At 39.1% G+C, this 17,929-nt stretch carries 20 protein-coding genes and 1 pseudogene; 19 read left to right on the top strand and 2 right to left on the bottom strand.

All coding sequences use genetic code 11. From position 1 onward, the window contains the following. Positions 1 to 5: 5 nt before the first annotated feature. Positions 6 to 1,235: a hypothetical protein gene (locus ACESZG_RS13125; protein WP_055058314.1), complete on the top strand. Its 1,230-nt coding sequence runs from the start codon at positions 6 to 8 to the stop codon at positions 1,233 to 1,235. Then, on the top strand, positions 1,235 to 1,375 hold the full coding sequence (locus ACESZG_RS13120) for a hypothetical protein (protein WP_154108133.1): 141 nt from the start codon (positions 1,235 to 1,237) through the stop codon (positions 1,373 to 1,375). The genes ACESZG_RS13125 and ACESZG_RS13120 overlap by 1 nt, the downstream gene beginning before the upstream one ends. 112 nt (positions 1,376 to 1,487) lie before the next feature. On the opposite strand, the gene ACESZG_RS13115 is transcribed toward ACESZG_RS13120, so the two are convergent. Then, on the bottom strand, positions 1,488 to 2,588 hold the full coding sequence (locus tag ACESZG_RS13115) for a serine hydrolase (protein ID WP_118330531.1): 1,101 nt from the start codon (positions 2,586 to 2,588) through the stop codon (positions 1,488 to 1,490). A gap of 113 nt (positions 2,589 to 2,701) precedes the next feature. Beyond that, positions 2,702 to 3,715 (bottom strand): N-acetylmuramoyl-L-alanine amidase, encoded by a 1,014-nt coding sequence (locus ACESZG_RS13110; RefSeq protein WP_329286486.1) that lies wholly within the window; start codon positions 3,713 to 3,715, stop codon positions 2,702 to 2,704. Between the two features lie 781 nt (positions 3,716 to 4,496). Here ACESZG_RS13110 and rpsL point away from each other — a divergent pair. The 17 genes and pseudogenes from rpsL to ACESZG_RS13025 all read left to right on the top strand — a co-directional run bounded on the left by rpsL (position 4,497) and on the right by ACESZG_RS13025 (position 17,821). Then, entirely contained in the window at positions 4,497 to 4,913 is a 417-nt protein-coding gene (gene rpsL, locus ACESZG_RS13105) for a 30S ribosomal protein S12 (protein WP_008705161.1), read from the top strand. Positions 4,914 to 5,137: 224 nt separating this feature from the next. Further along, complete coding sequence (rpsG, locus tag ACESZG_RS13100) at positions 5,138 to 5,608, top strand: 30S ribosomal protein S7 (RefSeq protein WP_020993199.1); 471 nt, start codon at positions 5,138 to 5,140, stop codon at positions 5,606 to 5,608. A 17-nt stretch (positions 5,609 to 5,625) separates the two neighbouring features. Beyond that, the gene (fusA, locus tag ACESZG_RS13095; RefSeq protein ID WP_082419248.1) at positions 5,626 to 7,746 is read left to right on the top strand and encodes an elongation factor G; all 2,121 of its coding nucleotides are present in this window, start codon (positions 5,626 to 5,628) and stop codon (positions 7,744 to 7,746) included. A gap of 273 nt (positions 7,747 to 8,019) precedes the next feature. Next, positions 8,020 to 9,213 carry an elongation factor Tu gene (tuf, locus tag ACESZG_RS13090; protein WP_019163091.1) on the top strand — a complete coding sequence of 398 codons (1,194 nt, stop codon included), beginning with the start codon at positions 8,020 to 8,022 and terminating at the stop codon, positions 9,211 to 9,213. A 122-nt stretch (positions 9,214 to 9,335) separates the two neighbouring features. Continuing rightward, positions 9,336 to 9,683 (top strand): annotated as a pseudogene (locus ACESZG_RS13085) (TnpV protein). Positions 9,684 to 9,826: 143 nt separating this feature from the next. Continuing rightward, a complete protein-coding gene (locus ACESZG_RS13080; protein WP_025580137.1) occupies positions 9,827 to 10,171 on the top strand; it encodes a DUF2116 family Zn-ribbon domain-containing protein in 345 nt (114 codons plus the stop codon). A gap of 55 nt (positions 10,172 to 10,226) precedes the next feature. Beyond that, complete coding sequence (locus tag ACESZG_RS13075) at positions 10,227 to 10,577, top strand: SdpI family protein (RefSeq protein ID WP_373218494.1); 351 nt, start codon at positions 10,227 to 10,229, stop codon at positions 10,575 to 10,577. A gap of 64 nt (positions 10,578 to 10,641) precedes the next feature. Continuing rightward, positions 10,642 to 10,833: a DUF6019 family protein gene (locus ACESZG_RS13070; protein ID WP_008705135.1), complete on the top strand. Its 192-nt coding sequence runs from the start codon at positions 10,642 to 10,644 to the stop codon at positions 10,831 to 10,833. Between the two features lie 37 nt (positions 10,834 to 10,870). After that, on the top strand, positions 10,871 to 11,185 hold the full coding sequence (locus tag ACESZG_RS13065; protein ID WP_118585931.1) for a DUF3784 domain-containing protein: 315 nt from the start codon (positions 10,871 to 10,873) through the stop codon (positions 11,183 to 11,185). A gap of 150 nt (positions 11,186 to 11,335) precedes the next feature. Next, the gene (locus tag ACESZG_RS13060) at positions 11,336 to 12,277 is read left to right on the top strand and encodes a helix-turn-helix domain-containing protein (RefSeq protein ID WP_025580140.1); all 942 of its coding nucleotides are present in this window, start codon (positions 11,336 to 11,338) and stop codon (positions 12,275 to 12,277) included. A 399-nt stretch (positions 12,278 to 12,676) separates the two neighbouring features. Continuing rightward, a complete protein-coding gene (locus ACESZG_RS13055; RefSeq protein WP_025580142.1) occupies positions 12,677 to 13,288 on the top strand; it encodes a MerR family transcriptional regulator in 612 nt (203 codons plus the stop codon). A 113-nt stretch (positions 13,289 to 13,401) separates the two neighbouring features. Continuing rightward, on the top strand, positions 13,402 to 14,157 hold the full coding sequence (locus tag ACESZG_RS13050) for an ABC transporter ATP-binding protein (protein ID WP_025580143.1): 756 nt from the start codon (positions 13,402 to 13,404) through the stop codon (positions 14,155 to 14,157). Further along, positions 14,123 to 15,394, top strand: coding sequence for a hypothetical protein (locus ACESZG_RS13045; RefSeq protein WP_271728168.1), 1,272 nt, complete (start codon positions 14,123 to 14,125; stop codon positions 15,392 to 15,394). The genes ACESZG_RS13050 and ACESZG_RS13045 overlap by 35 nt, the downstream gene beginning before the upstream one ends. 472 nt (positions 15,395 to 15,866) lie before the next feature. Then, positions 15,867 to 16,532, top strand: a complete 666-nt coding sequence (locus tag ACESZG_RS13040; protein WP_025580146.1) for an energy-coupled thiamine transporter ThiT — start codon at positions 15,867 to 15,869, stop codon at positions 16,530 to 16,532. An 84-nt stretch (positions 16,533 to 16,616) separates the two neighbouring features. After that, complete coding sequence (locus tag ACESZG_RS13035; protein WP_118759269.1) at positions 16,617 to 17,078, top strand: 8-oxo-dGTP diphosphatase; 462 nt, start codon at positions 16,617 to 16,619, stop codon at positions 17,076 to 17,078. Positions 17,079 to 17,162: 84 nt separating this feature from the next. Beyond that, positions 17,163 to 17,528: a fluoride efflux transporter CrcB gene (gene crcB / locus ACESZG_RS13030; RefSeq protein WP_118759270.1), complete on the top strand. Its 366-nt coding sequence runs from the start codon at positions 17,163 to 17,165 to the stop codon at positions 17,526 to 17,528. Positions 17,529 to 17,536: 8 nt separating this feature from the next. After that, entirely contained in the window at positions 17,537 to 17,821 is a 285-nt protein-coding gene (locus ACESZG_RS13025) for a Wadjet anti-phage system protein JetD domain-containing protein (RefSeq protein WP_227226552.1), read from the top strand. Positions 17,822 to 17,929: the final 108 nt, after the last annotated feature.

Here is a 17,929-nt window from a genome sequence, read left to right as displayed (position 1 = left end):
GCAGCATGAAGAACCGTATGCAGGATCTGGATTTTGAACAGAATGTTGCGTTTGATAAAGTACAGGAGTATGAATTTACCAGAAGGGCGGCACAGAGATTTCGGCAGGTGGTAAGCCTGGACAGTTTTGAAGACGAAGATGCGGATGTTATTTTCCACTATTTATATAAAGAGATGGAACTGGTGTCCTTTGGCGACCATCTGAAGAGATATATTTATGAAAGGGCAGAGCTGGAAGAACCCTTCTCGGAGGTTCCACAGGAAGTGTATAAGGAGATTGTAGTAGATTCCTTTAAGGAAACCTATACGCCCAAATCCATGAATCCTACCTCTACCAAGTTGTCGGCACTGGTGAATAACTGGCTGAATCAGGCATCTGTAAAAAGAGAAACCGTTTTTCTTCTGGGGTTTGGGTTGAAAATGACCACAGAGGATGTGTCGGATTTCCTGACAAGAGTACTGAAAGAACAGGATTTTGATTTTCACAATCCGGACGAGGTGATCTACTGGTATTGTTACAGTACGCAGCAGGGTTATCACAAAGCAGAGGAATTGAAGAAAAAATATGAGATACTCGCTCCTGTGGAAGTGGAAAATACTCAGGTTTTATACGGAAGCAACCTGTGCCTTGATACGGAGGAGAAACTGATCGATTATCTTGCCCGACTGAAATCAAAAAGAGTAGATCCCATATCTGAGAAAAGTCAGGCATTTCAGGAGTTTACAAAGCTTTTATATCATGCGAAGCAGATTATTGCCGGACTGTATCAGCATGATGAAGAGGAAAAAGGTGGGGATAAGGTGTGGACAGCAGAAAGAATTACACCTTCTGATGTGGAAAAAGTAATCTGCAGCGGAATCCCCATCAACAAAATGGGCAATTTGAAGAAAATGTCTGCCTCCATTCTGGCAAAGCATTTCAGCCAGAAGCGTTTCAGCAGGCAGAGGATTACAAATATTTTAAGCCACAAACTCCCGGTGGAGCGCTTTGACCTGATCACACTGGAATTCTTTATCGTATCCCAGGAAATGGAGGATGATGATCCTTTTAACAGATACAAGCATTTTCTGGATGAGATTCAGGATATTCTGCTTCGATGTGGAATGGGAGAGATATACATAGTAAATCCATACGAATGTTTCCTTCTCATGTGCCTTCTCACAGACTGTCCGCTGGCAGTATTTTCGGAGATATGGGAGAAGTCCTATGAAGAGGGGGAAGCTGAAGAGGCATAATGGTATCAACAATTGTACAGCCGGTGCCGGATATGGCACGAAAGGCTGTGGAACTTTTATTAAAGAAAATAAAAGGGGAAGAGATTGAGACATTGACGATTCTTCCTGTTGAATTTGCAGAAGGAGGCACAACCCGTTAAGGGATGTGCCTCCTTCTTTTAACCGAATCAAGTAAGTCACCTGCGGAGGTTGCGAATATCTGTCTGATTTATGACAATTATCTGGATAGACTGTAGATTCAGAAGAGTGTGTTTATTCATTATAATATCCGTAGATAGCACGTGCATCTGCAGCAATGGTGCTTTGGGCTGCACCGGTATCAGTAAGATCCTGTGACATAAAGCATACTACAAGGTCAATTCCTTTGGCTGTATCATAGATGATCGCTGCATCATTTTCTACAGTGTCAAGTTCGCCGGTTTTATTGGCAGTACCGACGCCTTCTGGAAGTTGTGCAGGGATCTTGTTTTTACGCTGCTGCATTTTTAAGTGATAATACATTGCATCTGCGTTTGGAAGAGTAGAAGCGGGAAGGGTTCCGTTGACAGTCTGGTATATCTGCTTTAAAAAGGTTCCACAGTCTTTGACGGATGTATAGTTGTCGCCGTTTTCTTTACCTGCGAGAAGCAGGCGATTCATCTGGGTGCTGGTGAAACCATGTTCCTGGCAGAAGCCATTTACTTTTGCCATGCCTGCAGAGTCATCGCCGTTTCCAAGCCAGTTTACCAGAGTGTTGGCAGCATCATTATCACTGACAGTGATCATGGCTGAAATATTACTGTCAATTTCGTCTCCGTTGTGAGACTGGGAGAGGGTATCGTAGTTTTCGTATACAGCTCCCATAATATACAGTTTGATCAGGCTTGCTGCCTGCATGGGAGTATCGTTGATCATGCCTTCAGAATCTTTCGGCAGGTTGCAGACATAGACGGACCAGGTTCCGTTATCAGCCGGCAGCAGGGACTGTACCTGTTTCAGGAGATTGTCCATGCTGGAATCAGTGTTGTCGGTAAATGTGTTGTTGGAGGAAGGGGAAAGTGTTCCGTTCTGCTGTTCGGATTCTGAAGAGGGTTCAGCGGATTCTGACTGTGCAGGAGATGTTTCTCCGGTGGCTGCCTTGACAGAACTTTCCTGTTCTCTTAATTCATCTAACTGATCTGCCTGACTGATAAGGGTATTTGCATCAGTGGAAATCTCCTCTACGGTTTTGGAGAGTGTCTGTACTTTTTGCTGTAGTGTGACGAGATGGTTCAGTGATAAAAATGAAACAGCTGCCAGTGCAATCACTGCAACAGTCAGTATGCCGATCACTATATAGAGAAAAATAGGTTTTTCATTTGGCTTTTTATTCATTGCGGTTTTCCTTTCGTAATTATTATTGTAATCAGGATTGCGGGAACTGCGAAGCTGCGTAGCAATCCGCAGATATCAAGTCAGGGGAAAAATGCTTTTTGACACTTACATCATCATGATGCAAAGTAGCTGTCAATGCCATTTGCGATTCCCTGTACCATTGTTTTCTGGAATTCTGCGTCATTCATTTTCAGATCGTCATTCTGGCTTGTCATAAATCCCATTTCGAGGATTGTAACAGGAACAGTGCTCCAGTTAATTCCGGTCATCGTGTCAGTGTACTGGATTCCAAGGTTCTGAAAACCTGTTGCAGCACAGTAGGAATCGATGATGCATCGGGATAATCGATCAGACTGTTCAAACAGTTGTGGGATATAAGGGTTATTCTGAGAGGGCGACATGGTCAGTGCTCCTGATGCAGTATGGGAATCATCGCCGTTTGCATGGATGCGGACATAGATCTCTGCGCCCTGTGCAGCAGCATATTGTGCGCGTTCCATGTTGCTGATGGCTGTTTCATTGTCTGTTCGTGTCATGACTACCTGATAGCCTCTCTGTTCCAGTTCATCTTTTAGTTGAAGAGAGACTTCCAGATTGAGCTGGTATTCGGGAACACCGCTGTAGGTTCCCTGAGTGCCACTGGTACATTTTGCTTTCATTTCAGAAGAACCGGGACCGTTGGGCTCCGGGGCACTCATATCTACGGACTCACTCTGATGCCCTGGATCGATTCCTATTATATGTCCGTCTGTTTCGGCATCGGAGGAGAAAACGCCGGCACTGGAATCAGAAGAGGCACTGGTGCTGTTCTGGCTAAATACAGAAGGCTTTGATGAAGCTTCTTCCGGGATTTCAGCTTTTTCTTTGGTTTTCTTCTGTGTGGCTGTCTGTTGTTTTTGTTTCATGCGATTGATATTTGACTGGACTGTGTCTATGGCGGTAGTGTACTTGTTTACTGCCTGTTTGACTTCGTCGTGTTTTGCAGTGATCTGTTCGGAGATTGTATCGACTTCTTTTTCAGTGGTGAGGATCTGGTGCAGTGTGGTCCTGTTAAAGAAGATCAGGGCTATGATGCACAGGAGTCCTGTCAGAAACAGAAGGATGCTGATCATGCTGGGTTTCTTCATATATTATAGTGTCCTTTCCTGAGTTTATAGAATGTTATAGTGTGTCTGCAAGTTGATTTGCCTGCTTTGGTTGTTATTATAATAAAAGGGAGGGGGAAATGCAATTGTTAGTAGGGGGACGCGCCGGATAATATTTATTTTGTGTGCGGTTTCGGACGCTAAGAGATATTATAGCAGTTCTAGTAAATAATGCATCTTAATCCAGCCCATCAGAGTGTGAAATCCTGCGTCAGATATCTTTGCCGTGCGTTAGCACGCCTGCAGATATCTTCCTTGTCTTTCGCACTCTGCTGAACTGTCTTAAATGCATTATTTACTAGGACTGCTATAAATCTGCAGAAATCTGCTAAAAGCATGAGCAGCCCTCTCAAACTCGCTACGTTGCAAACTTCGCTCAAACACGTGAGACGGTCTGCTCATAACGCAGATTTCTGCAGACTAATATCTCTAAGCATCCTGCAAATGCACACAAAATAAATATTATCCGGCGCTAGGATTCGCAGTGGGGAAGTGGCAGTAAAGTGGTTGGAGGGGGAGCATATTGTCAGATAAGTTTAATATGGTGATGTAGTGTATGAGGAAAGGATTTTTTGGTTATGATAAAAATATGAAAAAATACTGTAAAATTCAGGAGAAATGCCTTGACAGTGTGAGTTTTACGGGATATAATGAGCAAGCGTGCAAAAGGAACGTTTAATTTTTTTGTGCGTAATTACACGAATAGCAACCGCAAGGCCCCATAGAAAAATCTATGGAGAAATAAATCGGGAGGTGAAATGGAATGCCAACATTCAACCAGTTAGTAAGAAAAGGACGCCAGACATCTGTAAAGAAATCTACAGCTCCGGCTCTCCAGAAAACATTCAACTCTTTAAGAAAGAAAGCAGTTGAACAGTCTGCACCACAGAAACGTGGCGTTTGTACAGCAGTTAAGACTGCAACTCCTAAGAAGCCTAACTCAGCTCTTAGAAAAATCGCCAGAGTTCGTCTTTCCAACGGAATCGAAGTAACAAGCTACATCCCAGGAGAAGGTCACAACCTTCAGGAGCATAGCGTTGTTCTTATCCGTGGTGGAAGGGTTAAGGACTTACCTGGTACAAGATACCACATCATCAGAGGTACTCTTGATACTGCAGGTGTTGCTAACAGAAAACAGGCCCGTTCTAAATACGGCGCTAAGAGACCGAAAAAGAAATAATTCTAAAAAGGTTTCATAAGAATTTTAAGAGCTGATCCTATTGTTTGGGACAGCAGGAATTAATCAATCGAAAATTCACGGAAGACTAGAACTATGAATTTGTACGGTATTCCATATACCCTGCCGGTTGCGGGTTAAATATAGGACCTTACCAGTGCGAACATGCAATAGTTATCTGCGTGAGTACCGATGATTTAATCACAATGATTAAGGAGGGAAGTAACGTGCCACGTAAAGGACATACTCAGAAAAGAGACGTTCTGGCAGATCCAATGTACAACAATAAAGTGGTTACCAAACTTATCAATAACATCATGTTAGACGGTAAGAAAGGTGTAGCACAGAAAATTGTTTACGGTGCATTCGCCAGAATCGAAGAAAAAGCTGGTAAACCAGCACTTGAAGTTTTCGAAGAGGCTATGAACAACATCATGCCACTTCTTGAAGTAAAAGCTAGACGTATCGGTGGTGCTACTTATCAGGTTCCGATCGAGGTAAGAGCAGACAGACGTCAGGCACTGGCTCTTCGCTGGTTAACAATGTTCTCTCGTAAAAGAGGCGAGAAAACAATGGAAGAAAGACTTGCAAATGAGCTTTTAGATGCAATGAACAACACAGGTGCATCCGTTAAGAGAAAAGAAGACATGCACAAGATGGCTGAGGCAAATAAAGCATTTGCTCACTATCGCTTCTAATATAGGAGGAAAATCCATTGGCTAAAGAGGGAAGAGAATATCCATTAGAGCGTACCAGAAATATTGGTATTATGGCTCATATCGATGCGGGTAAAACAACTCTTACAGAACGTATCCTGTATTATACAGGTGTCAACTATAAGATTGGTGATACTCATGAAGGTACTGCTACCATGGACTGGATGGAACAGGAGCAGGAGAGAGGTATCACAATCACTTCAGCGGCTACAACATGTCACTGGACTCTGGAAGAGAACTGCAAACCGAAGCCAGGTGCTCTGGAACATCGTATCAACATCATTGATACCCCAGGTCACGTTGACTTCACAGTAGAAGTTGAGCGTTCTCTTCGTGTACTTGACGGTGCTGTCGGCGTTTTCTGTGCTAAGGGTGGTGTTGAACCGCAGTCTGAAAACGTATGGCGTCAGGCCGACACTTACAATGTACCACGTATGGCATTCATCAACAAGATGGATATCCTTGGTGCAAACTTCTACGGTGCAGTAGAGCAGATTAAGACTCGTCTTGGTAAAAACGCAATCTGCTTACAGCTGCCAATCGGAAAAGAAGATGATTTCAAAGGAATCATTGACTTATTCGAAATGAAAGCTTACATCTACAACGATGAAAAAGGTGATGACATCTCCATCGTTGACATTCCGGAAGATATGAAGGAAGATGCAGAGCTTTATCATACAGAGCTCATTGAGAAAATCTGTGAGCTTGATGACGACTTAATGATGGAATATCTTGAAGGTGAAGAACCAACTGTTGAGAGACTGAAAGCAACATTAAGAAAAGCGACATGCGAATGTACAGCTGTTCCGGTTTGCTGTGGTTCTGCTTACAGAAACAAAGGTGTTCAGAAGCTTCTTGATGCTATCCTTGAGTATATGCCGGCTCCTACAGACATTCCTCCAATCCAGGGAACTGATCTGGACGGTAACGAAGTAGTGAGACATTCTTCTGATGAAGAACCATTCTCAGCTCTGGCATTTAAGATCATGACAGACCCATTCGTTGGTAAACTTGCATATTTCCGTGTATACTCCGGTACAATGAATTCCGGTTCTTATGTACTTAACGCTACTAAGGACAAGAAAGAACGTGTTGGACGTATCCTTCAGATGCATGCTAACAAACGTATGGAACTTGATAAAGTATATTCCGGTGATATCGCTGCAGCAATCGGATTTAAATTCACAACAACTGGTGATACAATCTGTGACGAGCAGCATCCGGTAATCCTGGAGTCCATGGAATTCCCAGAACCAGTTATCGAGCTGGCTATCGAGCCTAAGACTAAAGCTGGACAGGGTAAACTTGGTGAAGCTCTTGCAAAACTTGCAGAAGAAGACCCGACATTCCGTGCACATACAGATCAGGAAACAGGACAGACCATTATCGCTGGTATGGGTGAGCTTCATCTGGATATCATCGTTGACCGTCTCCTTCGTGAATTCAAGGTAGAGGCTAACGTAGGTGCTCCTCAGGTTGCTTACAAAGAAACAATCACCAAACCTGTTGATGTAGACAGCAAGTATGCAAAACAGTCCGGTGGTCGTGGACAGTATGGTCACTGTAAAGTTAAATTCCAGCCTATGGATGCCAACGGAGAAGAACTGTACAAGTTCGAATCCACAGTTGTTGGTGGTGCTATTCCGAAGGAATACATCCCTGCAGTTGGCGAAGGTATCGAAGAGGCTATGAAAGCCGGTATCCTTGGCGGATTCCCGGTAGTCGGCGTATATGCTAACGTATATGATGGTTCTTACCATGAAGTCGACTCTTCTGAAATGGCATTCCACATTGCAGGTTCTCTTGCATTCAAGGATGCTATGCAGAAAGCAGCTCCTGTACTTCTTGAGCCGATCATGAAGGTAGAGGTTACAACACCTGAAGATTACATGGGTGATGTAATCGGTGATATCAACTCCCGTCGTGGACGTATCGAGGGTATGGAAGATATCGGCGGTGGTAAGATGATCCGCGGATATGTACCGCTTTCCGAAATGTTCGGATATGCTACAGACCTTCGTTCCAGAACACAGGGACGTGGTAACTACTCTATGTTCTTTGAGAAATATGAGCAGGTTCCGAAGTCTGTACAGGAAAAAATCCTTTCTAAGAAAGACTGATAATTATTGATCATCTGCAGTCTGCCGGTGTTTAAAGCCGGCAGGGTGTAGGAGATATAAAGTTACTGTTCACTATGTTCTCAGTAATGTGTGGACTGTAATGATACAACAATTGATAATAATACACTGTTTATAGTGTGAAACTTATCAAATTGTATAAAATGCTTGCAAATATTCCGGTTATGCAATATAATCAAGGATAGCAAGTTTAAAACCGAAAAAGGCGCTCTATAATAATATAAGAGCCAAATGTTTTAAGGAGGACGTTTTAAAATGGCAAAAGCTAAGTTTGAGAGAACAAAACCGCATTGTAACATTGGTACCATCGGACACGTTGACCATGGTAAAACAACTTTAACAGCAGCTATCACAAAAGTTCTGTCTGAAAGAGTTGCTGGTAACACAGCTACAGATTTCGCTAATATCGATAAAGCTCCGGAAGAAAGAGAACGTGGTATCACAATTTCTACAGCACACGTTGAGTATGAAACAGAGCATAGACACTATGCACACGTTGACTGCCCAGGCCATGCTGACTACGTTAAGAACATGATCACAGGTGCAGCTCAGATGGATGGTGCTATCCTCGTTGTTGCTGCTACAGATGGTGTTATGGCTCAGACTAAAGAGCACATCCTTCTTTCCCGTCAGGTAGGTGTTCCTTACATCGTTGTATTCATGAACAAATGTGATATGGTTGATGATGAAGAACTTCTTGAACTGGTAGAAATGGAAATCCGTGAACTCTTAAGCGAGTATGACTTCCCAGGAGATGACATCCCGGTTATCCGTGGATCAGCTCTTAAAGCTCTTGAAGATCCGAGCAGCGAGTGGGGAGACAAGATCATGGAACTTATGGATGCTGTTGACAGCTACATTCCAGACCCACAGCGTGACACAGATAAACCATTCGTAATGCCTGTAGAGGATGTATTCTCTATCACAGGTCGTGGTACAGTTGCTACTGGTAGAGTAGAGGCTGGTGTACTTCATGTATCTGACGAAGTTGAAATCGTTGGTATCAAAGAAGAAACACGTAAAGTTGTTGTAACTGGTATCGAAATGTTCCGTAAACTCCTTGATGAAGCTCAGGCTGGTGATAACATCGGTGCACTTCTTCGTGGTGTTCAGAGAAACGAAATCGAGCGTGGACAGGTTCTTGCTAAACCAGGAACACTTACATGCCATACAAAATTCACAGCTCAGGTTTACGTTCTGACAAAAGATGAAGGTGGACGTCATACTCCATTCTTCAACAACTATCGTCCACAGTTCTACTTCAGAACAACAGACGTAACAGGTGTTTGCAACCTTCCAGAAGGAACAGAAATGTGCATGCCTGGAGATAACATCGAAATGACAATCGAACTGATCCACCCAATCGCTATGGCTCAGGGTCTTACTTTCGCTATCCGTGAAGGTGGACGTACTGTTGGATCAGGACGTGTTGCTACAGTTATCGAATAATTTTAGCATAACATCTTAAATTATATATATTGAGTACCGTAAGGTACATTGTGTCCAAACGTAAGATACCCCGGAACCGTAAGGTTTCCGGGGTTTTTCTGTTGCCTGGAAACATAAAAATTATGAAAAATAATTCTATATTAAAATATGGATATTTGATGAAATCTTTGCTGTTGAATGAAGAAGAACCGATATATGGAAAATATGGAATGTTGTGAAAACAGTTCCTGAAGGAACACAGATCAGCAAAATATCAATACTTGCTATTGACTGGAAAGCTGACGGAACACCTGAATCAGATTGATCAGGAAGCCAGAAAGCAGGTGGAAATACTTATGGAACAGATGGTGAAAAAACAGGGTGCGACGGAAGAATTAAAGGCACAGGATCAGATGAAGTGGGTTAGATTAATGATTAATATAAAATCCAGTGCAGAAGAAATTGTAGTGAAAAATACGATATATATGTAGGTGGAAATAGGCGGTCGAAAAGGATCGCTTTTTTCTGTTTTGTGTGTATTGGAATAGTATTTTAAAATGAACTATGGTAGAATAAAGTAAAGACAAATCGAGAGCTTTTGGATAAAATTTTGAAAATTATCGAGGAAGTTACTATGAAAAAATGTAGATATTGTGGCAAAGAATTAGATAGTAATTTGGAATTTTGTAGCAGTGAGTGCGAAAACAGCTATAGAAAGATAATTGAAAAAGATAGACATAAAATTAAGTATTTCATTTCGGGCATTATTTTAGGGTTTTTAGCTATGTTTTATGGTGTTGTGTCAAGCCGCAATTGCATGATTGGAAGTGGAATTATAGTAATGGGGGTCACTGTTGTTTTGCTTCCATTTACTACTTCAGAAACAACTGCTTTATTTGGAAATAAAAAGGCGAGATTTGTTGGAAGAATACTAGGCATGATACTTATAGCGGTTGGAATATGGGTAGGGTTTATTTGATGACAACTTTAGTCTTTAGAGCAAATTAATCAGAAGTTGAGAGGAGATCTCTGTAATGTTTATATTTTTATCTGCGTGTTCACTTTTAGTACCGTTATCTATGATTATATTGGGATATACGTGGAAAGATAAGCCTCCTAAAGATTGGCAGGGGAGTTCGGGATATCGAACTACTATGTCAAGGATGAATGATGAAACATGGAGATATGCACACAGGTGTTGGGGCTGGATAAACTTTGTTTTAGGAATCATCCTGGTGATACTATCGATTTTTATTTTGATTTTAACGAAAGATGATACAAACTTTGAAATGATTTCTGTTTATTTGGTGTTTTTACAATTAGGAATTATGGTGCTTACAATTATTCCGACAGAATTTTTGTTGCATAAACATTTTACAAAGTAAGGAATGAAAAAATAGCTAATTTCCAATTGGCGGAAATGAAAATCGGAAGTTGGAGGATTGAATTATGTGGAATGAATTAGGTATAAGCGGTGGAACCGCAATTGTTATTTTGATTGCACTGTATTTCGTTATCAAATGGGCAGTGAAGAATGGCATCAAAGAAGCCTACAGTGCTATCACTGGAAAGAAAACTGATGAAGATATCCAAAACGAAAAAGAGTTGAAAGAACTTGGATTGGATTCAGAAGATCAATAACTTCAAGTTTGTGGAATCGACTGAAAGGAAGCATTATATGTTCTATATTGTTTTTAACTTTGCAATGGCAGTGATTATGTTTTTATTTGGAATATGGTTTTATAGGTCAAAGGGACAAGCATCTAAATTCTTGTCTGGTTATAATATGAAATCAGCAGAAGAACGAAAGAAATATGATGAAAATGCTATGTGTAAGGTGTATGGGAAAAGAATGATATTTATGTCAATTCCTTTTATTGCAGGAATGATTATAGGCATTTGGTATCCGGAAATCGGTTGTTTAATTGCATGGGCGATATGGTTTGTTATGTTTATTCAGTTGCTTATAGACAGACATAAAAGAGAAAGTTAATTTATAGAGGAATAGAATGTTTTCGAGGTGAAAATACCGTTGATTTGTTTTAGACATACGATGTCTAGTTGAAAATTAGCGGATTCTCGTTTTATGTCGTGGTAATTTTGGTATATATTGGTAAGCTGTAAGTGGAAGAGAGGTAGAGACATGGATACAAAAAAGATTGGAGCTTTTTTAAAGCAATGTCGTAAAGAAAAGAATCTTACGCAAGAGCAGCTTGCCGAGAAGTTTGAGGTATCTGCAAGAACAGTTTCCAGATGGGAAACAGGAATAAATATGCCAGATCTCAGTATACTTGTTCAACTTGCTGAATATTACGATGTTGAGATGAGAGAGCTCCTGGATGGAGAAAGGAGCCAGACTATGAATAAAGAGATGAAAGAAACACTGGACAAAGTTGCGGTGTATGAAGGATGGGTGAAACAAAAAGCATTAAAGGCTGGAAATCTTGCATTTGCATCAATGTTTGTGATTAGTGTGTTAGCGATTATTATTCAGATGTTATTAACTGTGGATATTCGCTTGGTTTTAGGAGAGACAGCAACTGCTTTGGTAGGAGGAATCCTGTACGCCTCTATTATGGTGTATAATGGAATATGGGATAAATGTTTGCCAAAAAGTGCTACTATATGGCGAGATTTTCTCACCAGTGTGATATGTGCAGGAATTTTTACAGTCATCTATGGCATATGTTTATTTAGAATGGGAGCTACAGAAACACAGGTAACACGATTAGCATTGGGATTTCTGATTGGTATTATTATTGTGGCATTTATTATTCTTAGGCTCTTGGCATTTATTAATCGAAAAAGAAACCAGAATTCGTCAAATGTTCAGGAGAAAAAGGAAACTTCTCTATCTAAGGCAGAATGGACAAAAATTTATAATGCACAGAATATAGTAGAGACAGAACAACTTGTAGAAATGTTAAAGCAAAATGGAATAGTAGCTTTTTCTCAGGAAGCAGGTGCGAATGTTGCAATGCATGGGGCACCAGGATTTGGAATATATGGTGTGGATATATTTGTGAAAACCGATGATGCAGAGAAGGCAGTACAGTTGATCAAGGAGATTAATAACCAAGAATGAAGAAAATTTTTGACATTTTCACACATGCGTGCTAATATGATTATAGAAAAAGAGTGCTACCGATAGACGGTTAGTCCGATATATGTTTTGACAAAAATTGCCGCTTAGTTTACCAGACCAGGGCGGCTATTTTTGTGGTTTATTATTATCCTTGCCAAAGGTATATCCAAGACCAAAGCAGGTTAAGCCGAAGCTCACTACTGCTATAAAATCAACAATACTCATGGCTTAGCCCTCCTTTCCAGTGGATTCTCTTTCGAGTTTCTATGTAATCAGAGGGTCACAGTCCCTCTGCTGAAGGACTAACCGCCTACCGTTATGATAGCACCCATGATGTAAATTATAGCAGTTAGGGACATTGTATGCAATAAAAAAATACGAAACATAAAAGAGGCTATAATGAAGATAAAAGATGTTGAAAAACGAACTGGAATTACAAGTTATAATATCAGATTTTATGAGAAAGAAAATTTATTAATTCCGAAAAGAAATCCTGTAAATGGATATCGTGAATATACAGAGGAAGATATTCTTTTGTTAAATCGTATAAAAATGTTAAGGATGTTAGATATTCCGGTTTCAGATATTAGAAAAATTTTATATGAAAAGGAAGCATTAACCAGTGTTTTAAATACACATTTGCTTAAAATTAAAGAAGAAGAAAATAGACTTAGGCAGAATTATTTTTTATGCGAAGAGTTGATAAAAATGGATATGAGTGTGACTGATTTATCAGAAGAGATGTTAGATAAAATGATATCAGGAAAAGAGGAATATATTTACCAATTGGAGAGAATAAAACGGCAGGACAGGATACAAAAAATTTTCGATATTTCTAAATTAATTGTTTGTATTGTAGGGGGAGTAATTGCTGTCATTATGTGCGTGCAATTATATTTGGAATTATGTAATACATATATGAGTGCTCCGTTTAAAGTAATAACTTTTGTTTTGGGTTTGATTTTGGTTGTTTCAATATTACGGATTATAGTGTGTAATGAAACAAAATAAGAATGCGAAGATATTTTTGAGAAAAAGAGGACAAATAGAAAATGTTCTCTTTTTTTCTTGACCTTAAACTTCCTCTAAGGTGTATATATAAGAAAAACAGGGAGGCGAGAGATATGTATGTAAATGTAGAAAATGTAAATTTTGCTTATGATAAGAAGCCAATATTACATGATATTAATTTTGGAATGAATAAGGGAGAGATAACAGGCTTAATTGGTCCTAATGGCGCAGGAAAATCAACAATGCTAAAACTCATGATAAAAAAAATGAAACCTAATAATGGTAAAATTATTATTGGTGATAATGATATATTTTCTATTAAAAGAGAGAATAATCCTGTGACGTTCATTCCAGATATTCCAGTGTACTATGAAGAATTGACTGTTTGGGAGCATCTTCAGTTTATTAAAGCACTGTACCCTGAGAACTCAGTGACAGTTGATTCATTAATTCGAGAATTTAATCTTAATCAGCACCTTAACAAAATTCCATCAGCGCTTTCAAAAGGAACGTTGCAGAAACTTATGATTGCACTTGCATTGTTGCGGCAATACGATGTGCTGCTGGCAGATGAACCGTTTAATGGGTTGGATCCAGCACAAACATATAAATTCAAAAATACTTTAAAAAATTTGAAGAAACAAGATAAAACGATACTCATATCTACACATTTACTAAGTTTGGCTGAAGATTTTTGTGACAGATATATTTTTTTATATGATGGAAGAATAGTCGAACAAGGAACAAAGACAGAAATATTACAAAAGCAGCAGATGAATAAGGAAACTTCGTTGGAACAAATATATATGTCCTTAATTGGTGAGGGAGAGCATTATGCAGGAGTACAGAAAACTGTTATGTGTGAATAAGATTAGAGAAACTAAAAGATTAATAGAAAATATGCTGATACCTATATTGTCTTTGGTAGTTGCGGCAGCTGTTGTTGGATATCAAATTGTGATTAATTTTTTTCCAATAATTCGGAAAATAAATGCATGTAATCTTCGAATATGTTATCTGGTATTTGGATTTTTGATATTATACTCGTTTGGCGTTTGTTTTATTAATGTTAAACCGGCAATTATAATAAAACCGGCATCATTGTTTTTCATTCAAGAGAAAAGGATAAGACAAATGATATCAATAAAATATATAGGGTTAACCTTAAAGGACATTATATTTTCAATCATTCTTTCAGCTTGTATTAATGGAATCCATTTGAATAGAAATTTTCTATTTATATTACTCATAATATTTTTGTTATTAAATACAACTAATTTAATGAGATGGAAAATATATCATGCAAATCAAAGAAGAGATATTGGAATATGGATGTTATTTAGTATAATCTTGGTAATATCGCTTAAATATTTTTTTATGTGTATTATTATAGATATAGGAATATGGATGTATATGCTAGTTTATGATTTTGGTGTTCTGGAAATAAATGCTTTAAAGTATGAAGATGAGATGCAATTTTTGGAAAAAGTACGTATTGCTCAAAATTTTAATAATACTGTATTGTTAGATCAATATGCAAAAGAAAAAATGGTGAGATATTTACAGAGAAAAAATAAAGTATCCAATTTTTTATACTACTTTCCATTGATATGGAAAGCTCAAATATCTATTTATAGATTAGGCAGAAATTGGATAATAATGGGAATGATTTTGTTTACGATATGTCTAGGAATTTATAAAATGCCTTTTTATTGGACGCTGCCATTTTTACAGCAAGAAGAAATACGTTATATGTTGTTGTTAGGCAGTATATTTGCCGTTTTTCGATTGACTTTACGGAGTATGGTTCAACAGTTGGATAGTATTCTTGAAAAAGCCACAGATGGTCTATTTATTCCTATATCGGAAAATCGAATTGTGAAACAGTTTATGGTGATACCAATTACAATTGTTTGTGGCGAAGGAATTATAATGGCTTTTGTTGTAAACAGCAGTATAGCGCAAATACTGTTAGGGTGTGCAATACTTATATGTGCGACAGTCCTGAATCTCTGGCTAGAAGTGAAATATAAAAATTTTCTGGTGAAAAAGGATTTTATTTTAAGTATTGCTGTTTTCTTAGGAGCATTGATACTTACCAAATAGATAAGAGATATTATAGTGAGAAATGAAGTCGCTGTGATACCATTTTGATACTAAAAAATGCAGAGAATAGAAATATAGCCTGGAAAATCCACAACACAAGAAAATATGGACACGGAAATCACAGAAAATAATGGAATTTTAAGAACCTCACAAACGTGAAGGTGGACGTACTGTTGGATCAGGACGTGTTGCTACAGTTATCGAATAATTTTAGCATAACATCTTAATTATATATATTGAGTACCGCAAGGTACATTGTGTCCAAACGTAAGATACCCCGGAACCGCAAGGTTTCCGGGGTTTTTCTGTTGTGTAAAAAGTTTAAAATAAGGCTGTAAAGGATAGCGAATAAATTGAAAACGTAAGCGACGAATAATTGACGAAGAATGATAAAATCCTTATAATAAATTAGTATCTGAACAACAGATAAAATCAATTAAACAAAAATCAATAACAAGAGGGAGGTCATTTTATGTTTGGTTTTATGGTAACTGCTGATGGCGGACTTACAACTGCCGGATATGTGATTACAGTTATTGCCGGAATCATTTTGTTTTTCCTGGCGATTTATTTTGCAGGGAAGAATTCAGACAAGAAAAAGCTTACCACAAGACAACTGGTATTCTGTGCCGTAGCTATTGCACTTGCTTTTATTACGTCTTATCTGAAAATCTTCAAACTGCCGTGGGGAGGAAGCGTCACTCTTTGCAGTATGCTTTTTATTGTTCTGATTGCAAACTGGTATGGGGTCGGAACAGGTATTATGGCCGGGTTTGCTTACGGAATCCTGCAGTTTATCCAGGAGCCTTATATACTTTCATTTTTTCAGGTGTGCTGTGATTACATACTTGCATTTGCGGCACTTGGACTGGCAGGATTATTTGCAAAACAGAGTCATGGACTTCTGAAAGGATACATAATAGCTGTAATTGCCAGAGGAGCTTTTCATTCTCTGGGCGGTTATCTTTATTGGATGAGCTATATGCCGGACAATTTCCCGAAATCTCTGACAGCCGTATATCCGATCTTATACAATTACAGCTATCTGCTGGCAGAGGGCATTATCACAGTAATCATCATTTCAGTACCTGCGGTGTCGAAGGCACTGACCCAGGTAAAGCGTGCCGCACTGCAGTAGTTTGTTTTGTCTGGCAACAGGGATGTGTCGTTGCCCGGTACTCAGAACATTTGGTATGGTAATTTTGTTTAGGGAAGTGTAAGAATGACAATAACGACTTTATGCTATATAGAAAATAATGGCAAATATCTGATGCTTCACAGGATAAAAAAGCACAATGACATAAATGAGGGAAAGTGGATTGGAGTCGGCGGACATGCAGAGGGTCAGGAATCCCCTGAGGAATGTCTTTTGCGTGAAGTGAAAGAAGAAACAGGATTAACACTGACATCATATAAACTTCGAGGTCTGGTTACATTTATAAGCGATAAATGTGAACCGGAGCTCATGTGTGTGTTTACAGCCAACGAATATATTGGTGAATTAACAGAATGCAATGAAGGAGAACTTTACTGGATAGATAAAGCTATTGTGCCGACACTTCCCACATGGGAAGGTGACAGAGTTTTTCTGGATTTGCTTCTTTCAGGAGATGAGCGATTTTTTTCTTTAAAATTGCAGTATGAAGGGGAAAAACTCGTAGATAAACAAGTAAATTTATATTAACCGAATAAACTGCGAAGCAGTTATTCGGTATAGAGCCGCATAGCGAAGCGGATGATTTTATCCGCTTGATTTTGGAGAGATAAAATGATGAATTGTTTGGCAGTAGGGCTGGGTGGTTTTGCAGGAGCAGTATTGCGGTACTTGATCGGGCTGATTCCCACAGGGAAAACCATGATTTTTCCGGCAAAAACCTTTTGTATCAATGTGATTGGATGTATTGTGATCGGAGCAATCACAGTACTGGTGGCGAAATTGTCTGTTCCGCCAAGGATGATTTTGTTTCTGAAGGTGGGAGTCTGCGGTGGATTTACCACATTCTCAACCTTTGCACTGGAATCTTCGGATTTGATCCGGGATGGACATATGGGAATAGCTCTGTGTTATGTATTACTTAGTGTGTTGGTAGGTGTGCTGGCGATTTTTGCAGTGGAATATCTTACTGTAAGATAAGCTGCTTCTTGATTCTGGAAAATAAAGATCCTTTTTTCAGTATGCGCAATTACCTGCTGAATGGACATACGGAAATTTTTGGTGCAGGAAAGGGCATTATCCGTTCTTTTCAGGATTTTGATCTGTGTGCGGAACCCTATATGAAACATCCGAAGAATACAATTTATTATTTCGGGGATCTGGATTATGAGGGTATCGGTATATACGAAAATCTGGCAGAAAAATTTCGCAGCAGATGGAAAATCCTTCCTTTTGTGCCGGCATATCAGGCTATGCTTGGAAAAGCAGAATAGATAACTGAACTTCCGGAGACAAAGGAGCATCAGAACAGAAATATCAGTACACAATTTTTCTCCAGTTTTGATGAAATAATGTTCAAAAAAATGGAAGCTGTTCTGAAA

This window comes from Blautia sp. Marseille-P2398, from assembly GCF_964240315.1.
GTDB lineage: Bacteria > Bacillota > Clostridia > Lachnospirales > Lachnospiraceae > Blautia_A > Blautia_A wexlerae.
Note: the sequence above shows the minus strand (reverse complement) of the source record. Positions and strands in the feature narration are given on the sequence as shown.

Coding starts and splice junctions, on each gene's coding strand:
- ACESZG_RS13055 (WP_025580142.1), top strand. CDS start 12,677: ATGAAGATAAAAGATGTTGAAAAACGAACTGGAATTACAAGTTATAAT.
- ACESZG_RS13125 (WP_055058314.1), top strand. CDS start 6: ATGAAGAACCGTATGCAGGATCTGGATTTTGAACAGAATGTTGCGTTT.
- tuf (WP_019163091.1), top strand. CDS start 8,020: ATGGCAAAAGCTAAGTTTGAGAGAACAAAACCGCATTGTAACATTGGT.
- ACESZG_RS13065 (WP_118585931.1), top strand. CDS start 10,871: ATGTTCTATATTGTTTTTAACTTTGCAATGGCAGTGATTATGTTTTTA.
- ACESZG_RS13040 (WP_025580146.1), top strand. CDS start 15,867: ATGTTTGGTTTTATGGTAACTGCTGATGGCGGACTTACAACTGCCGGA.
- crcB (WP_118759270.1), top strand. CDS start 17,163: ATGATGAATTGTTTGGCAGTAGGGCTGGGTGGTTTTGCAGGAGCAGTA.
- rpsL (WP_008705161.1), top strand. CDS start 4,497: ATGCCAACATTCAACCAGTTAGTAAGAAAAGGACGCCAGACATCTGTA.
- ACESZG_RS13050 (WP_025580143.1), top strand. CDS start 13,402: ATGTATGTAAATGTAGAAAATGTAAATTTTGCTTATGATAAGAAGCCA.
- ACESZG_RS13075 (WP_373218494.1), top strand. CDS start 10,227: ATGTTTATATTTTTATCTGCGTGTTCACTTTTAGTACCGTTATCTATG.
- ACESZG_RS13035 (WP_118759269.1), top strand. CDS start 16,617: ATGACAATAACGACTTTATGCTATATAGAAAATAATGGCAAATATCTG.
- ACESZG_RS13115 (WP_118330531.1), bottom strand. CDS start 2,588: ATGAATAAAAAGCCAAATGAAAAACCTATTTTTCTCTATATAGTGATC.
- ACESZG_RS13080 (WP_025580137.1), top strand. CDS start 9,827: ATGAAAAAATGTAGATATTGTGGCAAAGAATTAGATAGTAATTTGGAA.
- ACESZG_RS13070 (WP_008705135.1), top strand. CDS start 10,642: ATGTGGAATGAATTAGGTATAAGCGGTGGAACCGCAATTGTTATTTTG.
- ACESZG_RS13110 (WP_329286486.1), bottom strand. CDS start 3,715: ATGAAGAAACCCAGCATGATCAGCATCCTTCTGTTTCTGACAGGACTC.
- ACESZG_RS13060 (WP_025580140.1), top strand. CDS start 11,336: ATGGATACAAAAAAGATTGGAGCTTTTTTAAAGCAATGTCGTAAAGAA.
- ACESZG_RS13120 (WP_154108133.1), top strand. CDS start 1,235: ATGGTATCAACAATTGTACAGCCGGTGCCGGATATGGCACGAAAGGCT.
- ACESZG_RS13045 (WP_271728168.1), top strand. CDS start 14,123: ATGCAGGAGTACAGAAAACTGTTATGTGTGAATAAGATTAGAGAAACT.